Below are 20,769 nucleotides of genomic sequence, written 5' to 3'. Positions count from 1 at the left end.
GGTCACTCCTTGCCGATGAGGATCTGGCCGAGCCCGACATGGGCGGTCACCACGACATCAGGTGCGCCGCTGCCCAGGGTCTCGACGGTGCTGATGTTGCGGCCACCAGGACCGCTGCTCGAGCTCGAGGTGTCGGAGCTGCCACTGCCCCCGCTGCTGGGCACCCACTGGCCGACGTCGCCCGCGCCGACCGAGCTGCGTACCTCGACGGTGAGGCCTGCCGGGACCCGGATCCGCAGCTCGCCGACGCCGATGCCGGCGTCCACCGCCCGTGGCGTGCCCGTCCCGTGGGTCAGCTGGGTCAGGTCGAGCTCGGCGGCGCCGATGCCCAACCGGTACCGCTGGGCCGTGTCCGTCACGCTCGGCCGCCAGACCCGGTCGCCGATTCCGCCGCCGACGCTGAGCGTCGGGACGACGGAGGCCGTCCAGGTGGCGAGGGCCAGGAGCACGGCGAGGAACCCCACCAGGCCGGCCCGCCGGCCCGTCAGACCGAGGACGAGCACCCCGAGCCCGGTCACGGCCAGCGCTGCCGCGAGACCGACGACACCGCCGCTGCCTCGCCATCCGAAGGTGTCGTGGGCCCACAGCCCCAGACCGTATGCCGCGAGGGCCAGCCCACCGACCAGCACCAGACCGGCGAAGCCGGGTCCGCGGCGACGCGGTGGGCGGGGCGACGACGACGGAGACGACGTGGTCGACGCGGTCATGGTGCCCGTGCCGGGCGTTGCGGCATACGCGAGGGGCTGGGCGGCAGGGGCGGCACCGGACGGCGCGGCATACGCCAGGGGTGGGCCGACCGGTTCGCCCCGGCGGTTGCGGCGCAGGGCCCAGAAGACCACCGCGACGGGCACGGCCACCCACCAGAACCACGACAGGCCCGTGCCGTCGTGGGCGAAACCGGTGCCACCGAGCAGCGACAGCACGATCGCGGCGAGCAGCACGATCGGCCAGAACTCGCCTTGCCGCACGGCGCGCTCGGCGAGGATCTCGTCGCGGCCGTTGGGCAGGAGGGCCCAGGCGATGAGGTAGAGCGTGACGCCGACGCCGCCGAGCAGCGCCAGCAGCACGAAGCCCGCGCGGACGACCAGTGGGTCGACCCCCAGGCGCAGGGCCAGGCCGGCGGAGGTGCCGGTCAGCCACTTGTCGTCGGGGTCGCGCCGGATGTCCAGGGACCGGAGCCAGTCGAAGAACCGGTCGAGTCCGCTGCCGGGGGTCGCGTCGTTCGGGGTCGGGTCCTGGGTGGGCCCTGGGGATTGCGTCATAGCGACCATGCTGTCCGCGGGCCCGCCTGCCTGCTATGAGGGTCGACCCTGACCGGACCCTGAAGTCCTCTCCCAGCACCCTGAGCGCCGTAGGAATCGGTCGGGGCGTGCGTCAGGATGAGGACATGCCGATTCCCTACGAGCGGGCCGCCGCCAACGAGACCCTGGCGGTGCCTCGAGCGCCGATGCGGCCTCCGTACGGGCGGCCGGTCGAGGGAAGGGTGTTCGCCGGAGTCTGTGCGGGGCTGGCCGAGCACCTGGGCTGGCCGGTGCGAGTGGTGCGCATCGCCATGGTGCTGTCCTGCTTCCCGACCGGCGCGGGGATCGTGGCCTATGTGTTCCTCTGGGCGCTGTCGCCCCAGACCGTCGCGGGCACGGCCGCCTCGCGACGCGTAGGCCACCCGCGAAGTGCGGGCGCGCCAGTCGACCCTGCCGCCTCGCCGGCCGGCGACGACCCTGCTCCCCAGGAGCAGGCCCGGCAGACTGCGGACAGCACGGACCGTGAGTCCACCCGGCTCCTGGTCGGTGGAGGCGCCCTCCTGCTCGTCGGCATCGTGGTCGTGGCACAGAACGCGGGCCTCAACGCCCGCCTGGGTCTGCTCGCCCCCCTGCTCGTCGTGGCGGTCGGCGCGGTGATCGCCTGGTCCCAGCTGGACGACTCGCAGCGCGGGCGCTGGCTGGGCTCCGAGAACGGCGCGCGACGGTTCAGCATCGCGCGGCTGAGCTTCGGGGCCGTGCTGGCGGTGGTCGGGCTGATCGTCCTGGCGACGCGCGGCCAGTCGCTCACGGCGATCTGGGACATCGGTGCCGCCGCGCTCGCGGTGCTCGCCGGTGCCGTCCTCATCGCCGCCCCCTGGGGGCTGCGGCTCTGGTCGGACCTGCGACACGAGCAGGCCGAGCGGGCTCGCGCGACCGAGCGCGCCGACATCGCGGCGCACCTGCACGACTCCGTGCTCCAGACCCTGGCCTTGATCCAGCGCAAGGCCGAGGACCCCTCGGCGGTGACCCTTCTCGCCCGGGCCCAGGAGCGCGAGCTCCGCGCCTGGCTGTATGCCGGGCCGGCCGGCTCCGACGACACCCTCGCCGCCGCGGTGGCCCAGGCGGCCCACGAGGTGGAGGACCTGCACGGCATACCGGTCGAGGTGGTCTGCACCGGTGACCGGCCGCTGGACGACGGGGCGATGGCCCTCGTCCGGGCCGTCCGCGAGGCGGTCCTCAACGCGGTCCGCCACGGAGCGCCGCCGGTGTCCGTCTACGTCGAGGCGGGCCGCGAGGGGGTCGAGGCGTTCGTCCGCGACCACGGCCCCGGCTTCGACCTCGAGGAGGTGCCCGGAGACCGGCTCGGCGTGCGGCAGTCCATCATGGGACGGATGACCCGCCACGGTGGGCAGGCTCGGGTGCGCCGGCTCGACCAGGGCACCGAGGTCCAGCTGACGCTGCCGGCGGCCACCAGTCCGGCCCTGCCCTCAGAGGAGACCCATGACGCCTGACTCGCCGCTGGTCACCGTGGTCCTCGTCGACGACCACCGGATGTTCCGCTCCGGCGTGCGCGCCGAGATCGGGGAGGCCGTCGACATCGTGGGCGAGGCGCCGGACGTCGACACCGCCGTCGCGCTGGTCCGCCAGCACCGGCCTGCCGTCGTGCTGCTCGACGTGCACCTGCCCGGCGGGAACGGCCACGGCGGAGTCGACGTGCTGCATGGCTGCCGCGGTCTGGAGACCACCGACGGCCGGCCCGTGCGGTTCCTGGCTCTGTCGGTCTCGGACGCGGCTGAGGACGTCATCGCGGTGATCCGGGCCGGGGCTCGCGGCTACGTGACCAAGACCATCGGCGCGGCCGACCTCACCCGGGCCATCCACCGGGTGGCCGATGGCGACGCGGTGTTCTCTCCGCGGCTGGCCGGCTTCGTCCTCGACGCGTTCGGAGCCGCCGCCGGTGAGCTGGCCGAGGTCGACGAGGAGCTCGACCGGCTCTCCGCACGCGAGCGCGAGGTGATGCGGCTCATCGCCCGCGGCTACCAGTACAAGGAGGTCGCCAAGGAGCTCTTCATCTCCGTCAAGACGGTCGAGACGCACGTCTCCTCGGTGCTGCGCAAGCTCCAGCTCTCGTCCCGTCACGAGCTGACTGCCTGGGCCATGGGCAGACGGCTCATGTGACCGGCATACCATGCCTGACCTGCGGTTATACGTCGGGGCGGGGGTTGCCAAACGGTGTGGTTGTCCCGATAAGTTCAGCACGTGACCATCTTCCTTCCGGGCGAGCCCGGGACTGACGAGGTGCTCGCCAGCCTGTTTCCGGGAGATGACGCGGCAGCCACCCTGGCGCGGGCGACGGACTGGGCGGCCACCTCGCTCGGGGAACCCCAGACGTGGCCCGAGGCGCTGCGCACCGCGATCCGCACCGTCATGCCCTCGCAGGTGCCGATGCTCATCTGGTCGGGGCCCGACCTCGTGCAGATCTACAACGACGCCTACCGGCCCCTGCTGGGCTCCAAGCACCCCGAGGCCATGGGACAGCTCGCAGCGGACTGCTGGGGAGAGGTGTGGCAGGAGCTTGGCCCGCTCACGACCGACGTGTTCGAGCGGGGCGAGTCGACCTATGCCGAGCAGCACCTGCTCTTCCTCGAGCGCCATGGCTACACGGAGGAGACCTACTGGACCTTCTCCTACAGCCCCATCCGCGACGCGTCGGGTGAGGTGCTCGGCGTGTTCGTCGCCACCACGGACGTGTCCAAGCCGGTCATCGAGTCACGGCGGCTCGACATCGTCCACGCCCTGGCCGTGGTGTCCAGCGCCGAGCTGGGCGATGCCGACGACCTCTGCCAGCACGTGATGACCATCATGAGCGGCAACCGCCACGCGTTGCCCTTCGCCGCGGTCTACCTGCAGGAGGAGTCCAGCGGCGACCTGGTCCTGTCGGCGTCCTACGGCGTGGAGCCCTCGGAGCGCGCCATGCCGGTGCGGGTGAGGCGCGGTTCGGACCATCCGTATGCCTCGGTCGCGGCCCACCGGCGTGAGCGCCTGTTGACCTTCGGTCCGGACGACGACCTGCGCGCCGCTGCGGGCCCGTTGGGGCCACTGCTTCCGCACAGCGCCATGGTCGAGCCGCTGCGGGGCGGGCTGGCGGCGGGGGTCGCCGGAGTGGTCGTGCTGGGACTCAACCCCTACCGGCAGCTCGACGACTCCTACACCGCGTTCATGGACCTGATCACCCGGCAGGTCTCCACGCTGCTGGCCGACGCCCGAGCGACGGACTACGAGCGCAAGCGCGCAGCGGCGCTGGCCGACCTCGACGCCAGCAAGACGACCTTCTTCCAGAACGTCAGCCACGAGTTCCGCACCCCGCTGACCATCGCCATGGCCGCCGCCCGTGAGCTCCGCGAGCTCGGCCTGGACACCGAGCAGGAGCCGCACGTGGACGCGGTCGAGAGGGCGGCCGGTCGGCTGAACCGCCTCGTCGACGCGCTCCTGGAGTTCGCCCGGGCCGAGTCCGGCACGCTCGTGCCGGTCCTGGAGGCGGTCGACGTCACCGCCTACACCGCCGAGCTGGTCAGCATGTTCCGCAGCGCGATGGAGAGCGCCGGCCTCGTGCTCGAGATCGACCTGCCCGAGGTGGGCGCGGCCTGGCTCGACCAGGAGGCCTGGGCCAAGGTCGTCGTCAACCTGGTGTCCAACGCGTTCAAGTTCACCGACGCGGGTACCGTCTCGGTGGCCCTGCGACGTCGTGGCGACGAGCTCGAGCTCACCGTGGCGGACACCGGGTGCGGCATCCCCGTCGACGAGCAGGAGCACGTCTTCGAGAGGTTCCGCCAGGTGCGCCACGAGGTGCGGCCCGGAGTTCCTGGCGCCGGTATCGGGCTGGCTCTGGTGGCGGATCTGGTGCGCGCCCACGGCGGCCGAGTGGGGCTCGAGAGCGAGCTGGGGCGCGGCAGCACGTTCCGGGTGGTGCTTCCGGTCGGTGCGCCGGTCGGACGCGGCAGCGACGCCCCGTCGGGACGCGCAGCGGCCACACCACGGACGACCGACGAGCTCGACGACGCGCGGAGCGCCCGAGCACGGACCCCCCGGGCCACCTCCAACGGGGCAGCCCAGGCGACGGTGCACAGTGCGACGCAGCCGTCCGGCACCCCGTCCTCGGGCGCCGCGGCGCCTCGGCTGCTGCTGGTCGAGGACCACGCTGACCTGCGCGGCTACCTCACCCGGCTGCTGACCTCCGACCGCTGGGAGGTCACCGCCGTCGCCGACGTGCCGTCGGCGCTGACCGTCCAGCAGCCTCCGGACCTGATCCTGTCCGACATCATGCTGCCGGGACAGAGCGGTCTGGACCTGGTGCGCCTGGTCCGGCAGGACCCCCGGCTGGCGGCGGTCCCCGTCATCCTGCTCTCGGCTCGCGCCGGGTCTCGTGCTGCCGCCACCGGTCTGGCCGCGGGCGCGGACGACTACGTCGTCAAGCCGTTCGAGCCGGTCGAGCTGCTCTCCAGGCTGCGCGTCCACCACGAGCTGGCCCAGCAGCGGGCCCAGGCACTCGACGAGGCCGAGGCGCGCGCCGACACGCTCAAGGTGGCCCTGCGGACGAGCCGGCGGATCGGCATGGCGATGGGCATCCTCATGGCTCGCCACGGCATCTCCAGCGACGAGGCCTTCGACCGGCTGCGGCGGCACAGCGCCAACCACAACATCAAGCTGCGTGACCTCGCGGAGGACGTCCTGCTCACCGGTGAGCTGGGCCTCTGAGGTCCTGAGATGCCCGCTCGGTAGGCTCGCGCTCATGAACGTGGTCTACGACCTGATCGTCGTCCTGCACCTGCTCGGCATGGCCGCCCTCGTCGGAGGGTGGTTCGCCTCCCTGCGTGGGTTCACGGCCCTCGAGGTCATGGTCAACGGCGCGCGCGCCCAGATCGTGACGGGCCTGGTCCTCGTGGGGCTGGCCGAGTCGGTGCACTCGCTCGACAAGCACCTCAACCACGCCGCGGTCGGCGTCAAGCTCGTGGTCGCGCTCGCGGCGGTCGCCTGCCTCGAGATCGCCCGGGCCCGGGCCCGCCGCGGCGAGGACCCCAAGACCCTCGTCACGGCCGGCGGCGCGCTCGGTGCGCTCAACGTGCTCGTCGCCGCCCTCTGGCTGTAGGAGCGCGTTCCGGGCCCGAGGCCCGGCTGACCGGTCAGCCGGCCGCCGGTCCGCCCCGGCCGGTGGTGCGAGGCGCGGCATACCCGCCTTCGGGCGGCACCATCTCCGCCCGGACCCCCAGCAGCCGGATGGGCCGCTCGTCGCCGAGCTCGCGCAGGAGGTCGAGCGCGGTCTCGGCGATCGTGTCGACGTCGAAGGTGGGCTCCGGCAGCTTGCGCACCCGGTTCGTCGTGAAGAAGGGCGCGAACCGCACCTTGAGGAACACCCTGGCGCAGGCCCGGCCCTCGTTGCGGATGTCCGCGACGACCAGGGCCGCGAGGGCTCGCACGGCGTCGGACACCTCCTGTGGTGTGACGAGGTTCGACTGGTAGGTCGTCTCGCGGCCGTGCGCCCGGGCGACCCACGGGGTGTCGTCGACGGTGGCAGAGCTGACCCCGCGGCCCAGCCGCCGGTAGTGCGGACCCATGGCCGGCCCGAACTCGGCGACCAGCGCGCTCTCGTCGGCCTCGGCCAGCTCGCGCACCGTCGTGTGGCCCAGAGCCGCCAGCCGCTGGGAGATCCGCGACCCGACCCCCCACAGTGCGATCGTCGGGCGCTCGCCCATCACCTCGAACCAGTTCTCCCGCGTCAGGACGAAGACGCCCTGAGGCTTGCCGAAGTCGGTCGCGATCTTGGCGCGGACCTTGGTGTCGCCGACGCCGACCGAGCAGTGCAGCTCGCTGGCGTCGAGGACGGCCGCCCGGATCCGATGCGCATAGGCCACCGGGTCGTCGGTGCTCACTCCCACGAATGCCTCGTCCCAGCCCAGCACCTCGACGACTGCCCCCGGCATACCCCGCAGCGTCTGCATCACGACCGCCGAGGCGGCGTCGTAGGCCGGCGCGTCGACGGGCAGCAGCACCGCCTCCGGACAGCGTCGCACTGCGGTCTTCAGGGGCATGCCGGAGCGCACCCCGAACGCGCGGGCCTCGTAGGACGCGGTGGACACGACCGCCCGTTCGGTGGGGTCGCCGCGGCCTCCGACGATGACGGGCAGCCCGGCGAGCTCGGGGCGCCGCAGGATCTCGACAGCCGCGATGAACTGGTCGAGGTCGACGTGCAGGACCCACGGTGAGGGCTGCGTCATGGCGCCATCATGCCGGTCGGCGGTGTCAGGGGATGAGCAGCAGCTTGCCCGTCGTGCGGCGGCTCTCGAGGTCGTCGTAGGCCGCGGCCGCGTCCTCGAGCGCGTAGCGGCCACCGACCTCGAGCGTCAGCGTTCCGGTGGCCAGTGCCCCGAGCACCGAGGTGCCGCGCTCGAGGAGCTCACCGCGGGTGGCGGTGTAGTGCACCAGGGTGGGGCGGGTGACGAACAGCGACCCGCCGGCGTTGAGCCGCTGCAGGTCGAACGGTGGCACCTGACCGCTCGCTCCACCGAAGAGCACCATCATGCCGCGGGGACGCAGCGACGCCAGCGACGCGTCGAAGGTCGCCTTGCCGACCCCGTCGTAGGCCACGTCCACGCCTTGGCCGCCGTTGGCCTCACGGACCTCGGCTGCCAGGTCGCTGCTCTCGCGGTAGTCGATCGCGGCGCTGGCACCGAGACGGCGAGCGATCTCGAGCTTCTCGGGGGAGCCGGCGGTCGCGATGACGCGGCCTCCCTTGGCGGTCACCATCTGCACCAGCAGCTGCCCGACGCCGCCCGCGGCGGCGTGCACGAGCGCGACCGTGCCCGGGCCGACGGCAAAGGTGGAGTTGACCAGGTAGTGCGCGGTCATGCCCTGCAACATCGCCCCCGCCGCGATCTCCAGGTCGAGCCCGTCCGGGACGGGAACCAGCGTGTCGACCGCACGGTTGGTGAGCGTCGCGGCCGCACCGAGTCCCTGGGCCCAGGCCACGCGGTCGCCGACCTCGACACTGTCGACGCCCTCGCCGAGGGCCACGACGGTGCCGGCGCCCTCGGAACAGCAGCCGAACGGGGTGGGCAGCCGATAGACGCCCTGCCGCTGGTAGACGTCGATGAAGTTCACCCCGGCAGCGGCGACCTCGACCGTGACCTCGCCGGGCCCGGGCGGGCTCACGTCGTAGTCCTGGACCTCCAGGACGGAGGAGTCACCGGTGCGGGGGACGACGAGTCTGCGCGCGATAGTCACCGTGCCACCCTACGGTCCGAGGCTGGTTGTCTCGCGTCAGAGGCGGGCGATGGCGGCGTCGAGCATCGCCTCGGTCAGCTTGCCGGTGAAGGTGTTCTGCTGGCTCACGTGGTAGCACCCGACGAGGCGCACCTCGCGTCCACCCGTGGTGGTCAGCACCGCCTCGGCGGCATGCCCGAAGGCAGGCTTGGGCCGTGGCACCGCCCATCCGAGCCGCCGCGCGGCCGCGAGCGAGGCGTCCCAGGCGATCGAGCCCAGGGCCAGCATGCTGCGCAGCCGTGGCGTGGCGAGCTCGAGGTCTCGGTCCAGCCAGGGCGCGCAGGCCGCCCGCTCCTGCGGGGTCGGCTTGTTGGCCGGAGGGGCGCACCGGACCGCCGCCACGATCCGTATGCCGCGCAGCTCGAGGCCGTCCCCGCTGGCCCAGGACTGTGGCTGGGTGGCGTACCCGGCGCGGTGCAGCGCGGCATACAGCCAGTCGCCGCTGCGGTCACCGGTGAACATCCGGCCCGTGCGGTTGGTGCCGTTGGCCGCCGGCGCGAGCCCCACGATGAGACGCTCGGCCGCCGGGTCGCCGAAGCCAGGCCCGGGCCGCCCCCAGTAGGGCTGGTCGGCGAACGACGCCCGGCGGCCGGTGACCGCCACCGACTCGCGCCACTCGACGAGCCGTGGGCAGGCGCGACAGACGCTGACCCGCGCGTCGAGCTCGGCGACGTCCGACGCCGACCGTGCGAGCTCCACGACCTCGCCGGGCGTGCCGGCGACCGCAGTGGCGGCGGTGGCCGGGTCCCCGGGCCACCCGGTGCCCGGGGGCACCGGTGAGGGGAACGGCCGGCCGGTGACCGGGTGGGCGCAGGTCATGGGCTGAACCTATCTGTCGGCCGGGCCACGTAGGCTGGAGCCGATATGAGCACGCTGTTCGACGACCTCTCCTTCCCCGAGCCCGGCCAGCGGCCGTCGGCTGCGGCTGCCCGCGCGACTGCCGTCGACGAGCGCGGCGTCCCCACGTGGGCCCAGGCCGCCGCGCAGGGGCGAGGCCCCGAGGAGGGGAGCGGGCAGCCCACCGATCCCGAGTCGCTGCTGCAGGGGCTGAACCCCCAACAGCGCGAGGCGGTCCTCCACGAGGGCAGCCCGCTGCTCATCGTCGCCGGAGCGGGCTCGGGCAAGACTCGCGTGCTCACCAACCGCATCGCCTACCTCCTGGCTGCTCGAGGCGTGCAGCCGGGCCAGGTCCTCGCGATCACCTTCACCAACAAGGCCGCCGCCGAGATGCGCGAGCGCGTCGCGGCGCTCGTCGGACCCAAGGCCAAGGCGATGTGGGTCATGACGTTCCACTCCGCGTGCGTGCGCATCCTGCGCCGCGAGGCCGGCAAGGTCGGGCTCAAGTCCACGTTCTCGATCTACGACGCCGCCGACAGCCAGCGCCTGATGGCCATGGTGATGCGCGACCTCGACCTCGACCCCAAGCGCTACCCGCCGCGGTCCTTCAGCCACCAGGTCAGCAACCTCAAGAACGAGCTCGTCGACGAGGAGACCTTCGCGTCCCAGGTGGTCGAGGGCACCCATCAGGAGCGGATGCTGGCCGAGGCATACTCCGGCTACCAGCGGCGGCTGCGCCAGGCCAACGCGCTCGACTTCGACGACCTCATCATGACGACGGTCAACATCCTGCAGGCGTTCCCCGACGTGGCCGAGCACTACCGGCGCCGCTTCCGGCACGTCCTCGTCGACGAGTACCAGGACACCAACCACGCGCAGTACCAGCTGGTGCGCGAGCTGGTCGGTGGTACCGCCGGCACACCCGGTCTGGCGGTCGGCGACGGGCCGGTGGTCGACCCTGCCGAGCTCGTGGTGGTCGGCGACGCCGACCAGTCGATCTACGCCTTCCGCGGGGCGACGATCCGCAACATCGTCGAGTTCGAGCAGGACTACCCGAACGCCCGGACCATCCTGCTCGAGCAGAACTACCGCTCGACCCAGACCATCCTGATGGCCGCCAACTCGGTCATCGCCAAGAACCCCGAGCGCCGTAAGAAGAACCTGTGGACCGACAGCGGTGACGGGGCCCTCATCGTGGGCTACGTCGGCGACAACGAGCACGACGAGGCGGCGTTCGTCGCCAAGACCATCGACGAGCTGGGCGACACGGCGGGGGTCAAGCCCAAGGACGTCGCGGTCTTCTACCGCACCAACGCCCAGAGCCGTGCCCTCGAAGAGGTCTTCGTGCGGGTCGGGCTGCCCTACAAGGTCGTCGGCGGCACCCGGTTCTACGAGCGGCGCGAGGTCAAGGACGCACTGGCGTACCTGCGCGTCATCTCCAACCCGACCGACACCGTGAACCTTCGTCGGATTCTCAACGTGCCCAAGCGCGGGATCGGCGACCGCGCTGAGGCGTGCGTGGCGGCCCTCGCCGAGCGGGAGCGCATCCCGTTCATCGCCGCACTCGGCCGGCCCGAGGACGCCCCCGGCATCGCCACCCGCTCGGTCGCGGCGATCAAGGCGTTCACCGGTCTCCTGGAGGAGCTGGGCCGCATCCACGAGGACGACGAGCGGGGTGTCGGCGCCCTCCTCGAGGCCGTCGTCGACAAGTCCGGCTACCTCGCCGAGCTGCGCGCCAGCCACGACCCCCAGGACGAGACCCGCATCGAGAACCTCGCCGAGCTCGTGGCCGTGGCCCAGGAGTTCGACGAGACGCGGGCGGCGACCGGCGAGGTGGCCTCCCTCGAGGACTTCCTCGAGCAGGTGTCGCTGGTGGCCGACGCTGACGAGATCCCCGACTCCGAGGAGGCCGAGGACCTCGGCGTCGTGACCCTGATGACGCTGCACACCGCGAAGGGGCTGGAGTTCCCGGTGGTGTTCCTCACCGGGCTCGAGGACGGCACGTTCCCCCACCTGCGGGCGCTGGGCGACCCCAAGGAGCTCGAGGAGGAGCGCCGCCTCGCCTATGTCGGCATCACCCGGGCCCGTGAGCGGCTGCACCTGTCGCGGGCAGCGGTGCGCTCGGCCTGGGGCGCTCCCCAGTACAACCCGGCGAGCCGGTTCCTCGACGAGATCCCCGGCCATCTGGTGCAGTGGCAGCGCGCGGAGGCCGCCACCACCTCTCGCCGCCCCGGCACTCCCGCCGTGGCGACGCTGGCCGCCCGTCCCGGCGTGCGTTCGCCGGGCAACCGGCCGCTGGTCTCGCTGCACGCCGGTGACCGGGTCACCCACGACTCCTATGGCCTCGGCACGGTCGTCAAGACCGAGGGCGAGGGGGACAAGACCCAGGCGCACGTCGACTTCGGTGGCGAGACCGGCGTCAAGCGGTTCCTGTTGAGGTATGCCCCGCTCGAGAAGCTCTGACCGCGCAACCCATCAAGCCTGGGCGCGCGAGGGGGCTGCGGGAGGCAGCGGAGCCGGCTACTACTGCAGGTGGTGGGCGTGCAGCCAGGGGGCGGGGTTGATCGGCGCCCCGCCGTTCGGGTGGATCTCGAGGTGCAGGTGCGGCCCCGTGGAATGGCCGGTGTTGCCCGACAGCGCCACGATCTGGCCGGGAGCGACCAGGTCGCCCACCGACGCCTTGATCTCGCTGAGGTGGGCATAGAGCGAGACCGTGCCGTCCCAGTACCTGATCTCGATCTGGTTTCCGTAGCCACTCTCGTAGCCCGTCGAGACAACCGTGCCGGTGGACATGGCCGCGACGGGCGTGCCGACGGGGGTGCCGAAGTCGTTGCCCTGGTGCATGCGGCCCCAGCGCCAGCCGAAGCCGGAGGTGAAGGTCGCGCCCTGGATGGGCATGACCCAGCGCTGGCTTGCCGCGAGAGCTGCCGAGGCCCGCTGACGTGCGGCGGCGGCAGCGGCAGTCTGGTTGGCCAGGGCGGTGCGGTCTGCGCTGCGGGCGACCCGCTGCGCCGCGACCGTCCCGGCGGCCGTGGGGGTCGAAGCGGGGCTCGATCCGCCGAACCCGCTCGCCCCCGGGAGCGCACCAGCCTGGAGCTCGCGCTGCTGCTGGGCGTCGATCCGGGCGTACTGCGCGGCTGCGGCGTCCTCGGCAAGGGTCGTGCTCATCGAGCCGGTGAGGTCGAAAAAAGTGGGCGAGGACTGCACGACGGTGGCGCCGGTGGCCGAGACGACGAGTGCGGCCGCGGCAGCGCTCGGCAGGACGAAGCCGGTCCGCAGGCCGACGGGGAGGTGCAACCGCCTGGCCGGGGCGCGATGGCGGCCCGGGGGGCGGTGTCGCCCGTCATAGGAAGCGGAACTCAAGAGCAGGACCTCGCGCGCGGGAGAAACCGAGGAAACACGGGAGTCCGAGGCTAGCGTGACCTGTTCGTGATCCAAAATCGGCCGCCAAGGCGGAGGCGGGCGTCAGGACGCCTGGGAGGGCTCGGGCCGCAGCTCGGTCACGCCGGGGGTCACGGTGTGCCCGTCGTGGTCGAGGTGGGCCAACGTCGTGGAGATTCCGTGGACCACGCTCCCGAGGATGGGCAGCGACATGTGGCCCACCGCGTGCAGGCCGATGTTGCGGACGCTCAGGTCCGGGTGCTCCAGGCCGGCGTTGCGCTGGGGGAAGATCATCTGGTCGAGGTCAGACCAGTAGACGACGAACCGGGTCGCGCAGTGGGGCACCGGTTGGTCGAGCTCGCGCATGAGCCCGCTGCCGGGTCGCAGCTGCTTGGTGAGCTGGCTGTGCCACCCGTATGCCGTGTAGGTGCCCTGGTGGGGCGTCCCAAGGGTCACGAGGGTGTGGACGCGCTCGTCGCCCCCGAGCCGGGTGACGTAGTAGCGGGCGATGAGGCCGCCCATGGAGTGCCCGACGACGTGGATCCGCTCGTAGCCGGTCTCGGCCACGAGTGCCTCCACCTCCTCGGCGAGCCGCGCGGCCGCCACTCGCACGTCGGCGGTGAACGGCGAGTAGTTCATGCTCGTGACGCGTCCGAAGCCGCGCCGGCGCAGACCCAGTCGCAGCAGGGTGAAGATCGAGCGGTTGTCGACCATGCCATGCACCAGCAGGATCGGGGTCCCGGCCGCCTCGACGTCCGAGATGAGCAGCCCGCGCTGGATCGGCGGGAGGTGCTCGACGCGGTACCCCAGCTGGGTGTCGAGGCTCTGGCGCTCCACGAGGCCCCAGGGGTACAGCGCCAGGTGGGTGGTGACCCAGGCCACCTCGACTGCTGCGCCGACGAGGCCGGTCGGGGTCGCGAGTGCGCGGGCGCCGCCGCCGACCACGTCGTTGGCGGCCACCGTGGCCCCCTTGACCGTGCCCAGGGCCTGCCGAGCCAACCGGCCCACCAGCCCCAGCGGGCGCGAGGCGGCATCCGACGCGGACCGCGACAGTGCGGTGGGTCGACAGGGGCGCGGAACGCTCACGGACATATCAGGGCGAACCTAGCCTGCGTGCCGGTGCCGCGCGCGTGATGCGGACCACAACCCGGCGTGTCGGTATGTCGGGTTACCGCGGCCCGTGCGGCATTCACTGTGGCGGATCCCACCCAGGCCGCCGAGCGATGGCCGCCAGTGGCTAGTCTGCGCGCATGACTGACTCTCCTCTGCGCGTCGTCGTGGCCAAGCCCGGGCTCGACGGACATGACCGTGGCGCCAAGGTCGTCGCCCGCGCCCTGCGTGATGCGGGCATGGAGGTCGTCTACACCGGCCTGCACCAGACCCCCGAGCAGATCGTCGAGGCGGCCATCCAGGAGGACGCCGACGCGATCGGCCTGTCCGTCCTCTCGGGCGCCCACATGACCCTCTTCGCCAAGGTCGTCGAGCTGCTCAAGGAGCGCGACGCGGCCGACATCGTGGTGTTCGGGGGCGGCATCATCCCCGAGGCCGACATCCCCGAGCTCGACAAGCTGGGTGTCGCCAAGGTGTTCACCCCCGGTGCCACCACGACGGAGATCGTCGAGTGGGTCCGGGGCAACGTCTCCCCGCAGTAGCACCCGTCAGCCGACCGGCAGCGTGAACGCTGCCGGCTCGGTCGGAGAGGCGTGGACCGTCACCGGCTGCACGGCATACGCGTTCTTGTACGCCGCGTCGGTGCTGGCCAGCACCAGCTCGACCCGGTGACCCGCCGGCACGAGGTGCACGATCGCGGGCAGCTCGATGTGCACCGGCTGGGTCACGTCGGCGACGCGGACCGGGCTGATCAGCTTGTTGACCAGGGTCTTGGTCCCGTCGGGCGCGATGTCGTACATCTTGGCGAACACCTGGAGCTGGCCGCTCGGACCGGCGCTCTGGGCCGCGGCGACCGCGGGAGAGTCGAACCGGACGTCCAGCGTCGGCGGCCCGACGACGGTCACCGGGCTCGTCAGCACCGGCGTCGACCAGGCCCCGAACGTCCCGGGGGTGTCGTAGGGGGCCGTGACGCCGGGGGGCAGGGAGACCCGGCCCTCCAGGCCCGAGATCTCCGAGTACGAGGCCGCTGCACCGCCGCCGGGGTTGGACCAGCTGGTCGAGCCGGGCAGGATCGCCGCCTTCGACGACACGAGGGAGTCGGCTGAGGAGAGGTACCAGGTCTGGTGCGTGCCGGTCGGGTAGGCCGGTGCGCTTGCGTAGGCGGGTGCGGCGCTGCCGGTGTAGGACACCCAGTCGCGGAAGTACGCGAACTGCGGGCCGGTCGAGACCTTCGCGCCCTTGAGGTAGTGGTCGAACCAGTTCTTGATGCGCAGGCCGAGATAGGTGTCCTCGATGTGCTGGCCGGTCAGGTCCAGCTCACCCGGAGCGGCGCCACTGTTGCCGTTGACCCCACCCGAGTGCCCCCAGGACTGCCACGCCATGCTCACCGGCACACCGCGCGCCTTCAGGCCGCGGTACGTGGCGATGGCCTCCTGGAGGTTGAAGAGGGTGTCGTTCTCGCCCTGGATGAGGAAGGTCGGGATGGTGACCTTGTCCAGGTAGTGCCCCACCGAGACCCGGTTGGTCAGCGCGTAGGTGTCGGCAGTCGGGTAGCCGAGCGTGTCCAGCGTGGCCTTGGCGGCGCAGGCCTCCTGCACGAAGTTCGGGCAGCCGACGTCGCGGGTCGGGTCGTAGCTCGCTCCCTGGATGCCATCCTCGATGCCCACGCCGAAGAACAGGTCGGTCCAGCCCATCTTCTCGGTGCCCGGGTTGGAGTCCGCGTAGGTCACGCCCTGGCTGAAGCTCGTGTTGTTCGGTGCCAGGGAGTAGCGCAGGTCGTTCCAGGTGATCAGGGGGACGAGGGTGTCGACCCGGTGGTCGACGGCCGCAGTGGCGAACTGGATCTGGCCGCCGTAGGAACCGCCGATCATCCCGATGCGCGGGTCGTGCGTGGCCGGGTTGTCGAGCTGGGTGAAGTCCGCCCTGAGCGTGCCGGCTCCGCCGGCGACACCGCCGACCGACGACGAGGTGTATGCCGCGGATCCGCCCCCGCCCAGGAACGTGACCAGCACGCTCGCCGCAACGCCGTCGCGGCCGGGGTCGTCGAGGGAGATCTTGCAGCCGCTGTTCGGGAAGCCGAGGCCGGTGTACGACAGGACGGTGTAGCCGCGCTTGGCGAAGGCCTGGCCGAGCCCCGCCTGGTCGCTCTTGCTGCCACCGAAGCCGTTGGTCGTGAGGATCGAGGGCACCCGCGAGGAGGCGTTGGCGCTGTGCGGCTTGTAGAGGTCCGCGTCGATCGTGCAGGTCTGGGGCCGCCCCAGGTCGTCGGTGCCGGCCGGCACCGAGAACGTCAGCCCCGTGTAGGTGTCGACGGTGTCGAGGGTCTGGGTCGTCTGCGCCGAAGTCTGCGCTGTCGTCTGCGCAGAGGCCGGCTGACCGGCGATGAACAGGCCGGCTGCGGCGAGGGCCGCAACGGCCGTGACGAGGGGGACGGCGGGCCAGGACCGGCGCAGGGGCGACATGTTCCTTCAACGACGCCCCGTGGTCCGCGGTTACGCTCGCGAGCATGACCTTCACCAGGGCCGAGCTCGACCGGGCCACCGAGGTGGTGCGCCGGCACTTCGGGCCGACGCCGGCATACTCCTGGCCGTTGCTGGGTCGCGAGGTCGGCGCGCAGGTGTGGGTCAAGCACGAGAACCAGACCCCGACGGGGGCGTTCAAGGTGCGGGGTGGCCTGGTCTACGTCGAGCGGGCCAGGCACGAGCGGCCCTGGGTCAAGGGCTTCGTCTCGGCGACCAGGGGCAACCACGGACAGTCGCTGGCGTATGCCGCGCGCGCGGCCGGGCTCCGGGCCGTGATCGTGGTGCCGGAGGGGAACAGCCCCGACAAGAACGCCGCGATGAAGGGGTTCGGGGCCGAGCTGATCGTCCACGGGCGCGACTTCCAGGAGGCCCGCGAGTACGCCATGGGCTTGGGGGAGGAGCTCGACCTCGAGCCGGTGCCCGCCTTCCACCCCGATCTCGTGGTCGGCGTGGCGACCTATGCCAAGGAGCTCTTCGACGCGGCGGGACCGCTGGACGCCGTCTATGTCCCGGTCGGCATGGGCTCGGGGATCTGCGGCCTGATCGGGGTGCGCGACCTGCTGGGGCTCTCCACGGAGGTCGTCGGCGTCGTCTCCGAGGCGGCACCGGCGACCGCTCTGTCCTTCGTCGCCGGCGAGGTCCGCACCACGCCGGAGGCGCCCACGTTCGTCGACGGGGTGGCCTGCCGCGCCCCCGTGCCCGAGGCGGTCGAGCGCATCGTCCGGGGGGCTGCCCGGGTGCTGGCGGTCCCTGAGGATGCATCGGCCGAGGCGATGCGCGTCATGTTGCGCACCACTCACCAGCTGCCCGAACCGGCGGGCGCCATCGCCCTGGCCGGGCTCCTGTCCGAACGCGACCGGGTGTCAGGAGCCCGGGTCGCCGTGGTCCACAGCGGGGGCAACTGCGACGCGTCGGTCCTCGCCGAGGTCCTGGCCGGGTCGACACCCCGACCGTGAGCGGCAATGCGGGCCGCGGGGGGCCAGGCAGTCCTATCCTCGGCGCATGTCGTCCCGCGCCCCTCGGACTGTGGGCGGCCTCGCTGCCTGCCTGACCGCCGTCGCGCTCGCCGCCGCGTGCTCGGGCAAGCCGGCCGTCCCCGCCCACACGTCGGCGACCAAGGCTTCCGCACCGGTGGCGAAGCCGAGCGCCCCGGCGCTGCCAGGTGTGCCGCTGAGCGGACGCGCCGTGCTCGCCGTGAAGATCGACAACACCCCCGCAGGCCGTCCGCGCATCGGGCTGGCCCAGGCCGACATCGTCTACGTCGAGCCGGTCGAGGGCGGCCTGACCCGTCTGATGGCAGTCTTCAGCCGACAGCTGCCGCCGCTGGTCGGCCCGGTGCGCTCGGGCCGCGAGACCGACAAGGACCTCCTGGCCAACTACGGGCCGGTCGCGCTGGCCTACTCGGGTGCGTCGAGCTACACCGTGGGCGTGCTCGCCACGGGACACCAGGTCAACCTCGTGTTCGACTACGGCAGCCGCGGCTTCTACCGCGACCACTCACGCCCGGCGCCATACAACGTCATCGGCAACACCGGCCAGCTGCTCGCTCGAGCGGGCGGCGGCGTACCGGCCCGCGACATCGGCTTCCGGTACGGCCCACCGGCGTCGCCCGGAGCGCCCGCCACCTCCGTCGCCGCCGCGTGGCCGTCCTCGACGGAGTCGCTGGTCTGGAACGCCGCCCGCCGGCAGTACCTCGTGACCAGCAACGGTCAGCCTGACGTCAGCCCCACGGGCCAGCAGTACGGCGCCACGACTGTGGTCGTGCAGTACGTCCAGACGCACCTGACGGCGAACCGCGACGTGAACGGGGTCCACACCCCCCTCGCGGAGGTCATCGGCCACGGGGCGGCCACCGTCCTGCGCGACGGTCGGGTCTGGCGGGGCACCTGGACCAGGCCTTCGGCGACGGCGCCCACCGCGTTCAGCGCGGCAGGGACGCAGGTCACGTTCGCGCCGACCGGCACCGTCTGGGTGCTGCTGGTCAGTGCGGGGGACCGCGTCACGGTGAGCTGACGGCCGTCGTTCACGGCAGCCCTCGGGGGCCGATGAGGTCACGGTGAGATTGGTCCCATTGTGCTCAGCCTGCGACACCCGGGCGCTCTGTGGGTGGCCGACAGGACTAGTCTCGGGGCCGAACCACACCCCTTCCGTAGACGAGGACGTCAGACGTGGATCTGTTCGAATACCAGGCTCGAGACCTGTTCGAGGCGCACGGCGTGCCGGTGCTCGCCGGTGCGATCGCCACCACTCCCGAGCAGGCCCGCGCGGCCGCCGAGGAGATCGGCCCCAGGAGCGGCGGGGTCACCGTCGTCAAGGCCCAGGTCAAGACCGGGGGTCGCGGCAAGGCCGGCGGCGTCAAGGTCGCCAAGACCGCAGACGAGGCCGAGCAGGCCGCCGCGGCCATCCTCGGCATGGACATCAAGGGCCACACCGTGGGCACCGTCATGGTCGCCCAGGGAGCGCGCATCGCCGAGGAGTACTACTTCTCGGTCCTGCTCGACCGGGCGAACCGCTCCTACCTGGCGATGTGCAGCAAGGAGGGCGGCATGGAGATCGAGCAGCTCGCGGTCGAGCGCCCCGACGCCCTCGCCCGGGTCGAGGTCGACCCCAACACGGGGATCGACGAGGCCAAGGCCCAGGAGATCGTCGAGACCGCCGGCTTCGACGCCGAGACCGGCGCCAAGATCGTTCCGGTCCTGCAGCGCCTGTGGGAGGTCTACCGCGACGAGGACGCCACGCTCGTCGAGGTCAACCCGCTCGTCAAGACCGAGGACGGCGACATCGTCGCGCTCGACGGCAAGGTGACGCTCGACGAGAACGCGGGGTTCCGCCACCCGGACCACGAGGCGCTCGAGGACAAGGCTGCTGCCGACCCGCTCGAGGCCGCGGCCAAGGCCAAGGGCCTCAACTACGTCAAGCTGGACGGCTCTGTCGGCATCATCGGCAACGGGGCCGGGCTCGTCATGTCGACGCTGGACGTCGTTGCCTACGCCGGTGAGGAGTTCCAGGGCTCGCCCAAGCCCGCCAACTTCCTCGACATCGGCGGCGGCGCGTCGGCCGAGGTCATGGCCAACGGCCTGCACATCATCCTCGGTGACGAGCAGGTGAAGTCGGTGTTCGTCAACGTCTTCGGCGGCATCACCGCGTGTGACGCGGTCGCCAACGGCATCGTGGGCGCCCTCAACAACCTCGGCGACGAGGCGACCAAGCCGCTCGTCGTGCGGCTGGACGGCAACAACGTCGAGGAGGGTCGTCGCATCCTCGCGGACGCGAACCACCCGCTCGTGACCATCGAAGAGACCATGGACGGCGCGGCCCGCAAGGCCGCGGAGCTGGCTTCGGCCGCCAGCCAGACGAACTGACCTAAGGAACGGCATACCAATGGCTATTTTTCTCGACGAGAGCTCCAAGGTCATCGTCCAGGGCATGACCGGCTCCGAGGGTATGAAGCACACCCAGCGCATGCTGCGGTCGGGCACCCAGATCGTCGGCGGCGTCAACCCGCGCAAGGCGGGCGAGAGTGTGGGCTTCGAGGGCGGCGTGACCATCCCGGTGTTCGGCACGGTGGCCGAGGCCATCGCCCAGACCGGCGCCACCGTTTCGGTCATCTTCGTCCCGCCGGCGTTCGCCAAGTCCGCGGTCGTCGAGGCGATCGACGCCGAGATCCCGCTGGCCGTGGTCATCACCGAGGGCATCGCCGTCAAGGACTCGGCCGAGTTCTACGCGTACTCGCGCACCAAGGGCACCACGCGCATCGTCGGCCCGAACTGCCCCGGTCTCATCAGCCCCGGCAAGTCCAACGCCGGCATCATTCCCGCCGACATCGCCGGGCCCGGCCGCATCGGGCTGGTCTCCAAGTCGGGCACGCTGACCTACCAGATGATGTACGAGCTGCGGGACTTCGGCTTCTCCTCCGCAGTCGGCATCGGCGGCGACCCGATCATCGGCACCACCCACATCGACTGCCTCGAGGCCTTCGAGAAGGACCCCGAGACGGACGCCATCGTCATGATCGGTGAGATCGGTGGCGACGCCGAGGAGCGCGCGGCGGCATACATCAAGGAGCACGTCACCAAGCCCGTCGTCGGCTACGTCGCGGGCTTCACCGCGCCCGAGGGCAAGACCATGGGCCACGCCGGCGCCATTGTGTCGGGCTCCGCCGGCACCGCCGCGGCCAAGCAGGAGGCCCTCGAGGCCGCGGGCGTCAAGGTCGGCAAGACGCCGTCTGCGACGGCCGAGTTGATGCGCGAGATCATGAAGGGCCTGCAGAAGTAGCCAGCCTGCTCCGCACGCATATGAAGGATCGTCCGGGTCGTGACCCGGACGATCCTTCACGTTGAGGGGTGGCTCGACAGGGGGGC

General features: G+C 71.9%; 17 protein-coding genes. 10 read left to right on the top strand and 7 right to left on the bottom strand.

The genetic code is table 11. The features are described from left to right. Positions 1-2: 2 nt before the first annotated feature. Positions 3-1,262: a PspC domain-containing protein gene (locus VGN50_RS09355; RefSeq protein WP_327444488.1), complete on the bottom strand. Its 1,260-nt coding sequence runs from the start codon at positions 1,260-1,262 to the stop codon at positions 3-5. A gap of 125 nt (positions 1,263-1,387) precedes the next feature. On the opposite strand from VGN50_RS09355, the gene VGN50_RS09350 reads away from it, so the two are divergent. From VGN50_RS09350 to VGN50_RS09335, 4 genes are all read left to right on the top strand, one after another. Beyond that, on the top strand, positions 1,388-2,752 hold the full coding sequence (locus tag VGN50_RS09350) for a PspC domain-containing protein (protein WP_327444487.1): 1,365 nt from the start codon (positions 1,388-1,390) through the stop codon (positions 2,750-2,752). Then, entirely contained in the window at positions 2,742-3,419 is a 678-nt protein-coding gene (locus VGN50_RS09345) for a response regulator transcription factor (protein ID WP_327444486.1), read from the top strand. The genes VGN50_RS09350 and VGN50_RS09345 overlap by 11 nt, the downstream gene beginning before the upstream one ends. 81 nt (positions 3,420-3,500) lie before the next feature. Next, positions 3,501-5,996: an ATP-binding protein gene (locus VGN50_RS09340; RefSeq protein ID WP_327444485.1), complete on the top strand. Its 2,496-nt coding sequence runs from the start codon at positions 3,501-3,503 to the stop codon at positions 5,994-5,996. Positions 5,997-6,030: 34 nt separating this feature from the next. Next, on the top strand, positions 6,031-6,387 hold the full coding sequence (locus VGN50_RS09335) for a hypothetical protein (RefSeq protein WP_327444484.1): 357 nt from the start codon (positions 6,031-6,033) through the stop codon (positions 6,385-6,387). A gap of 34 nt (positions 6,388-6,421) precedes the next feature. Here VGN50_RS09335 and VGN50_RS09330 read toward each other — a convergent pair whose 3' ends face one another. Genes VGN50_RS09330 through VGN50_RS09320 form a run of 3 tightly spaced genes read right to left on the bottom strand, consistent with a single transcriptional unit; the run spans position 6,422 to position 9,377 of the window. Beyond that, the gene (locus VGN50_RS09330) at positions 6,422-7,513 is read right to left on the bottom strand and encodes a DNA polymerase IV (RefSeq protein ID WP_327444483.1); all 1,092 of its coding nucleotides are present in this window, start codon (positions 7,511-7,513) and stop codon (positions 6,422-6,424) included. Positions 7,514-7,538: 25 nt separating this feature from the next. Next, positions 7,539-8,519: a quinone oxidoreductase gene (locus tag VGN50_RS09325; RefSeq protein WP_327444482.1), complete on the bottom strand. Its 981-nt coding sequence runs from the start codon at positions 8,517-8,519 to the stop codon at positions 7,539-7,541. A gap of 36 nt (positions 8,520-8,555) precedes the next feature. After that, a complete protein-coding gene (locus tag VGN50_RS09320) occupies positions 8,556-9,377 on the bottom strand; it encodes a uracil-DNA glycosylase (protein WP_327444481.1) in 822 nt (273 codons plus the stop codon). A gap of 45 nt (positions 9,378-9,422) precedes the next feature. Between VGN50_RS09320 and pcrA the strand changes: the two genes are divergently transcribed. Beyond that, entirely contained in the window at positions 9,423-11,858 is a 2,436-nt protein-coding gene (gene pcrA, locus VGN50_RS09315; RefSeq protein ID WP_327444479.1) for a DNA helicase PcrA, read from the top strand. Positions 11,859-11,918: 60 nt separating this feature from the next. On the opposite strand, the gene VGN50_RS09310 is transcribed toward pcrA, so the two are convergent. Both VGN50_RS09310 and VGN50_RS09305 read right to left on the bottom strand, forming a co-directional pair. Then, positions 11,919-12,758: a M23 family metallopeptidase gene (locus tag VGN50_RS09310; protein WP_327444478.1), complete on the bottom strand. Its 840-nt coding sequence runs from the start codon at positions 12,756-12,758 to the stop codon at positions 11,919-11,921. A gap of 102 nt (positions 12,759-12,860) precedes the next feature. Beyond that, positions 12,861-13,862, bottom strand: a complete 1,002-nt coding sequence (locus VGN50_RS09305) for a lipase family alpha/beta hydrolase (protein WP_327444477.1) — start codon at positions 13,860-13,862, stop codon at positions 12,861-12,863. Between the two features lie 164 nt (positions 13,863-14,026). Between VGN50_RS09305 and VGN50_RS09300 the strand changes: the two genes are divergently transcribed. Next, entirely contained in the window at positions 14,027-14,428 is a 402-nt protein-coding gene (locus VGN50_RS09300) for a cobalamin B12-binding domain-containing protein (RefSeq protein ID WP_327444476.1), read from the top strand. A gap of 6 nt (positions 14,429-14,434) precedes the next feature. Here the strand turns inward: VGN50_RS09300 and VGN50_RS09295 are convergent, their stop codons facing one another. Beyond that, positions 14,435-16,348, bottom strand: a complete 1,914-nt coding sequence (locus VGN50_RS09295) for an alpha/beta fold hydrolase (RefSeq protein WP_327444474.1) — start codon at positions 16,346-16,348, stop codon at positions 14,435-14,437. 44 nt (positions 16,349-16,392) lie between these two features. Here VGN50_RS09295 and VGN50_RS09290 point away from each other — a divergent pair, with 44 nt between their 5' ends. From VGN50_RS09290 to sucD, 4 genes are all read left to right on the top strand, one after another. After that, positions 16,393-17,364, top strand: a complete 972-nt coding sequence (locus VGN50_RS09290) for a threonine dehydratase (protein ID WP_327444473.1) — start codon at positions 16,393-16,395, stop codon at positions 17,362-17,364. 46 nt (positions 17,365-17,410) lie between these two features. Beyond that, positions 17,411-18,421, top strand: a complete 1,011-nt coding sequence (locus tag VGN50_RS09285) for a DUF3048 domain-containing protein (RefSeq protein WP_327444472.1) — start codon at positions 17,411-17,413, stop codon at positions 18,419-18,421. A 155-nt stretch (positions 18,422-18,576) separates the two neighbouring features. Next, positions 18,577-19,770, top strand: coding sequence for an ADP-forming succinate--CoA ligase subunit beta (sucC, locus tag VGN50_RS09280; protein ID WP_327444471.1), 1,194 nt, complete (start codon positions 18,577-18,579; stop codon positions 19,768-19,770). Between the two features lie 19 nt (positions 19,771-19,789). Continuing rightward, positions 19,790-20,683, top strand: coding sequence for a succinate--CoA ligase subunit alpha (gene sucD, locus VGN50_RS09275; protein ID WP_327444470.1), 894 nt, complete (start codon positions 19,790-19,792; stop codon positions 20,681-20,683). Positions 20,684-20,769: the final 86 nt, after the last annotated feature.

Origin of the sequence: Pedococcus sp. (genome assembly GCF_036000045.1) — a bacterium.
In the GTDB taxonomy this organism is placed as follows: domain Bacteria; phylum Actinomycetota; class Actinomycetes; order Actinomycetales; family Dermatophilaceae; genus Pedococcus.
Note: the sequence above shows the minus strand (reverse complement) of the source record. Positions and strands in the feature narration are given on the sequence as shown.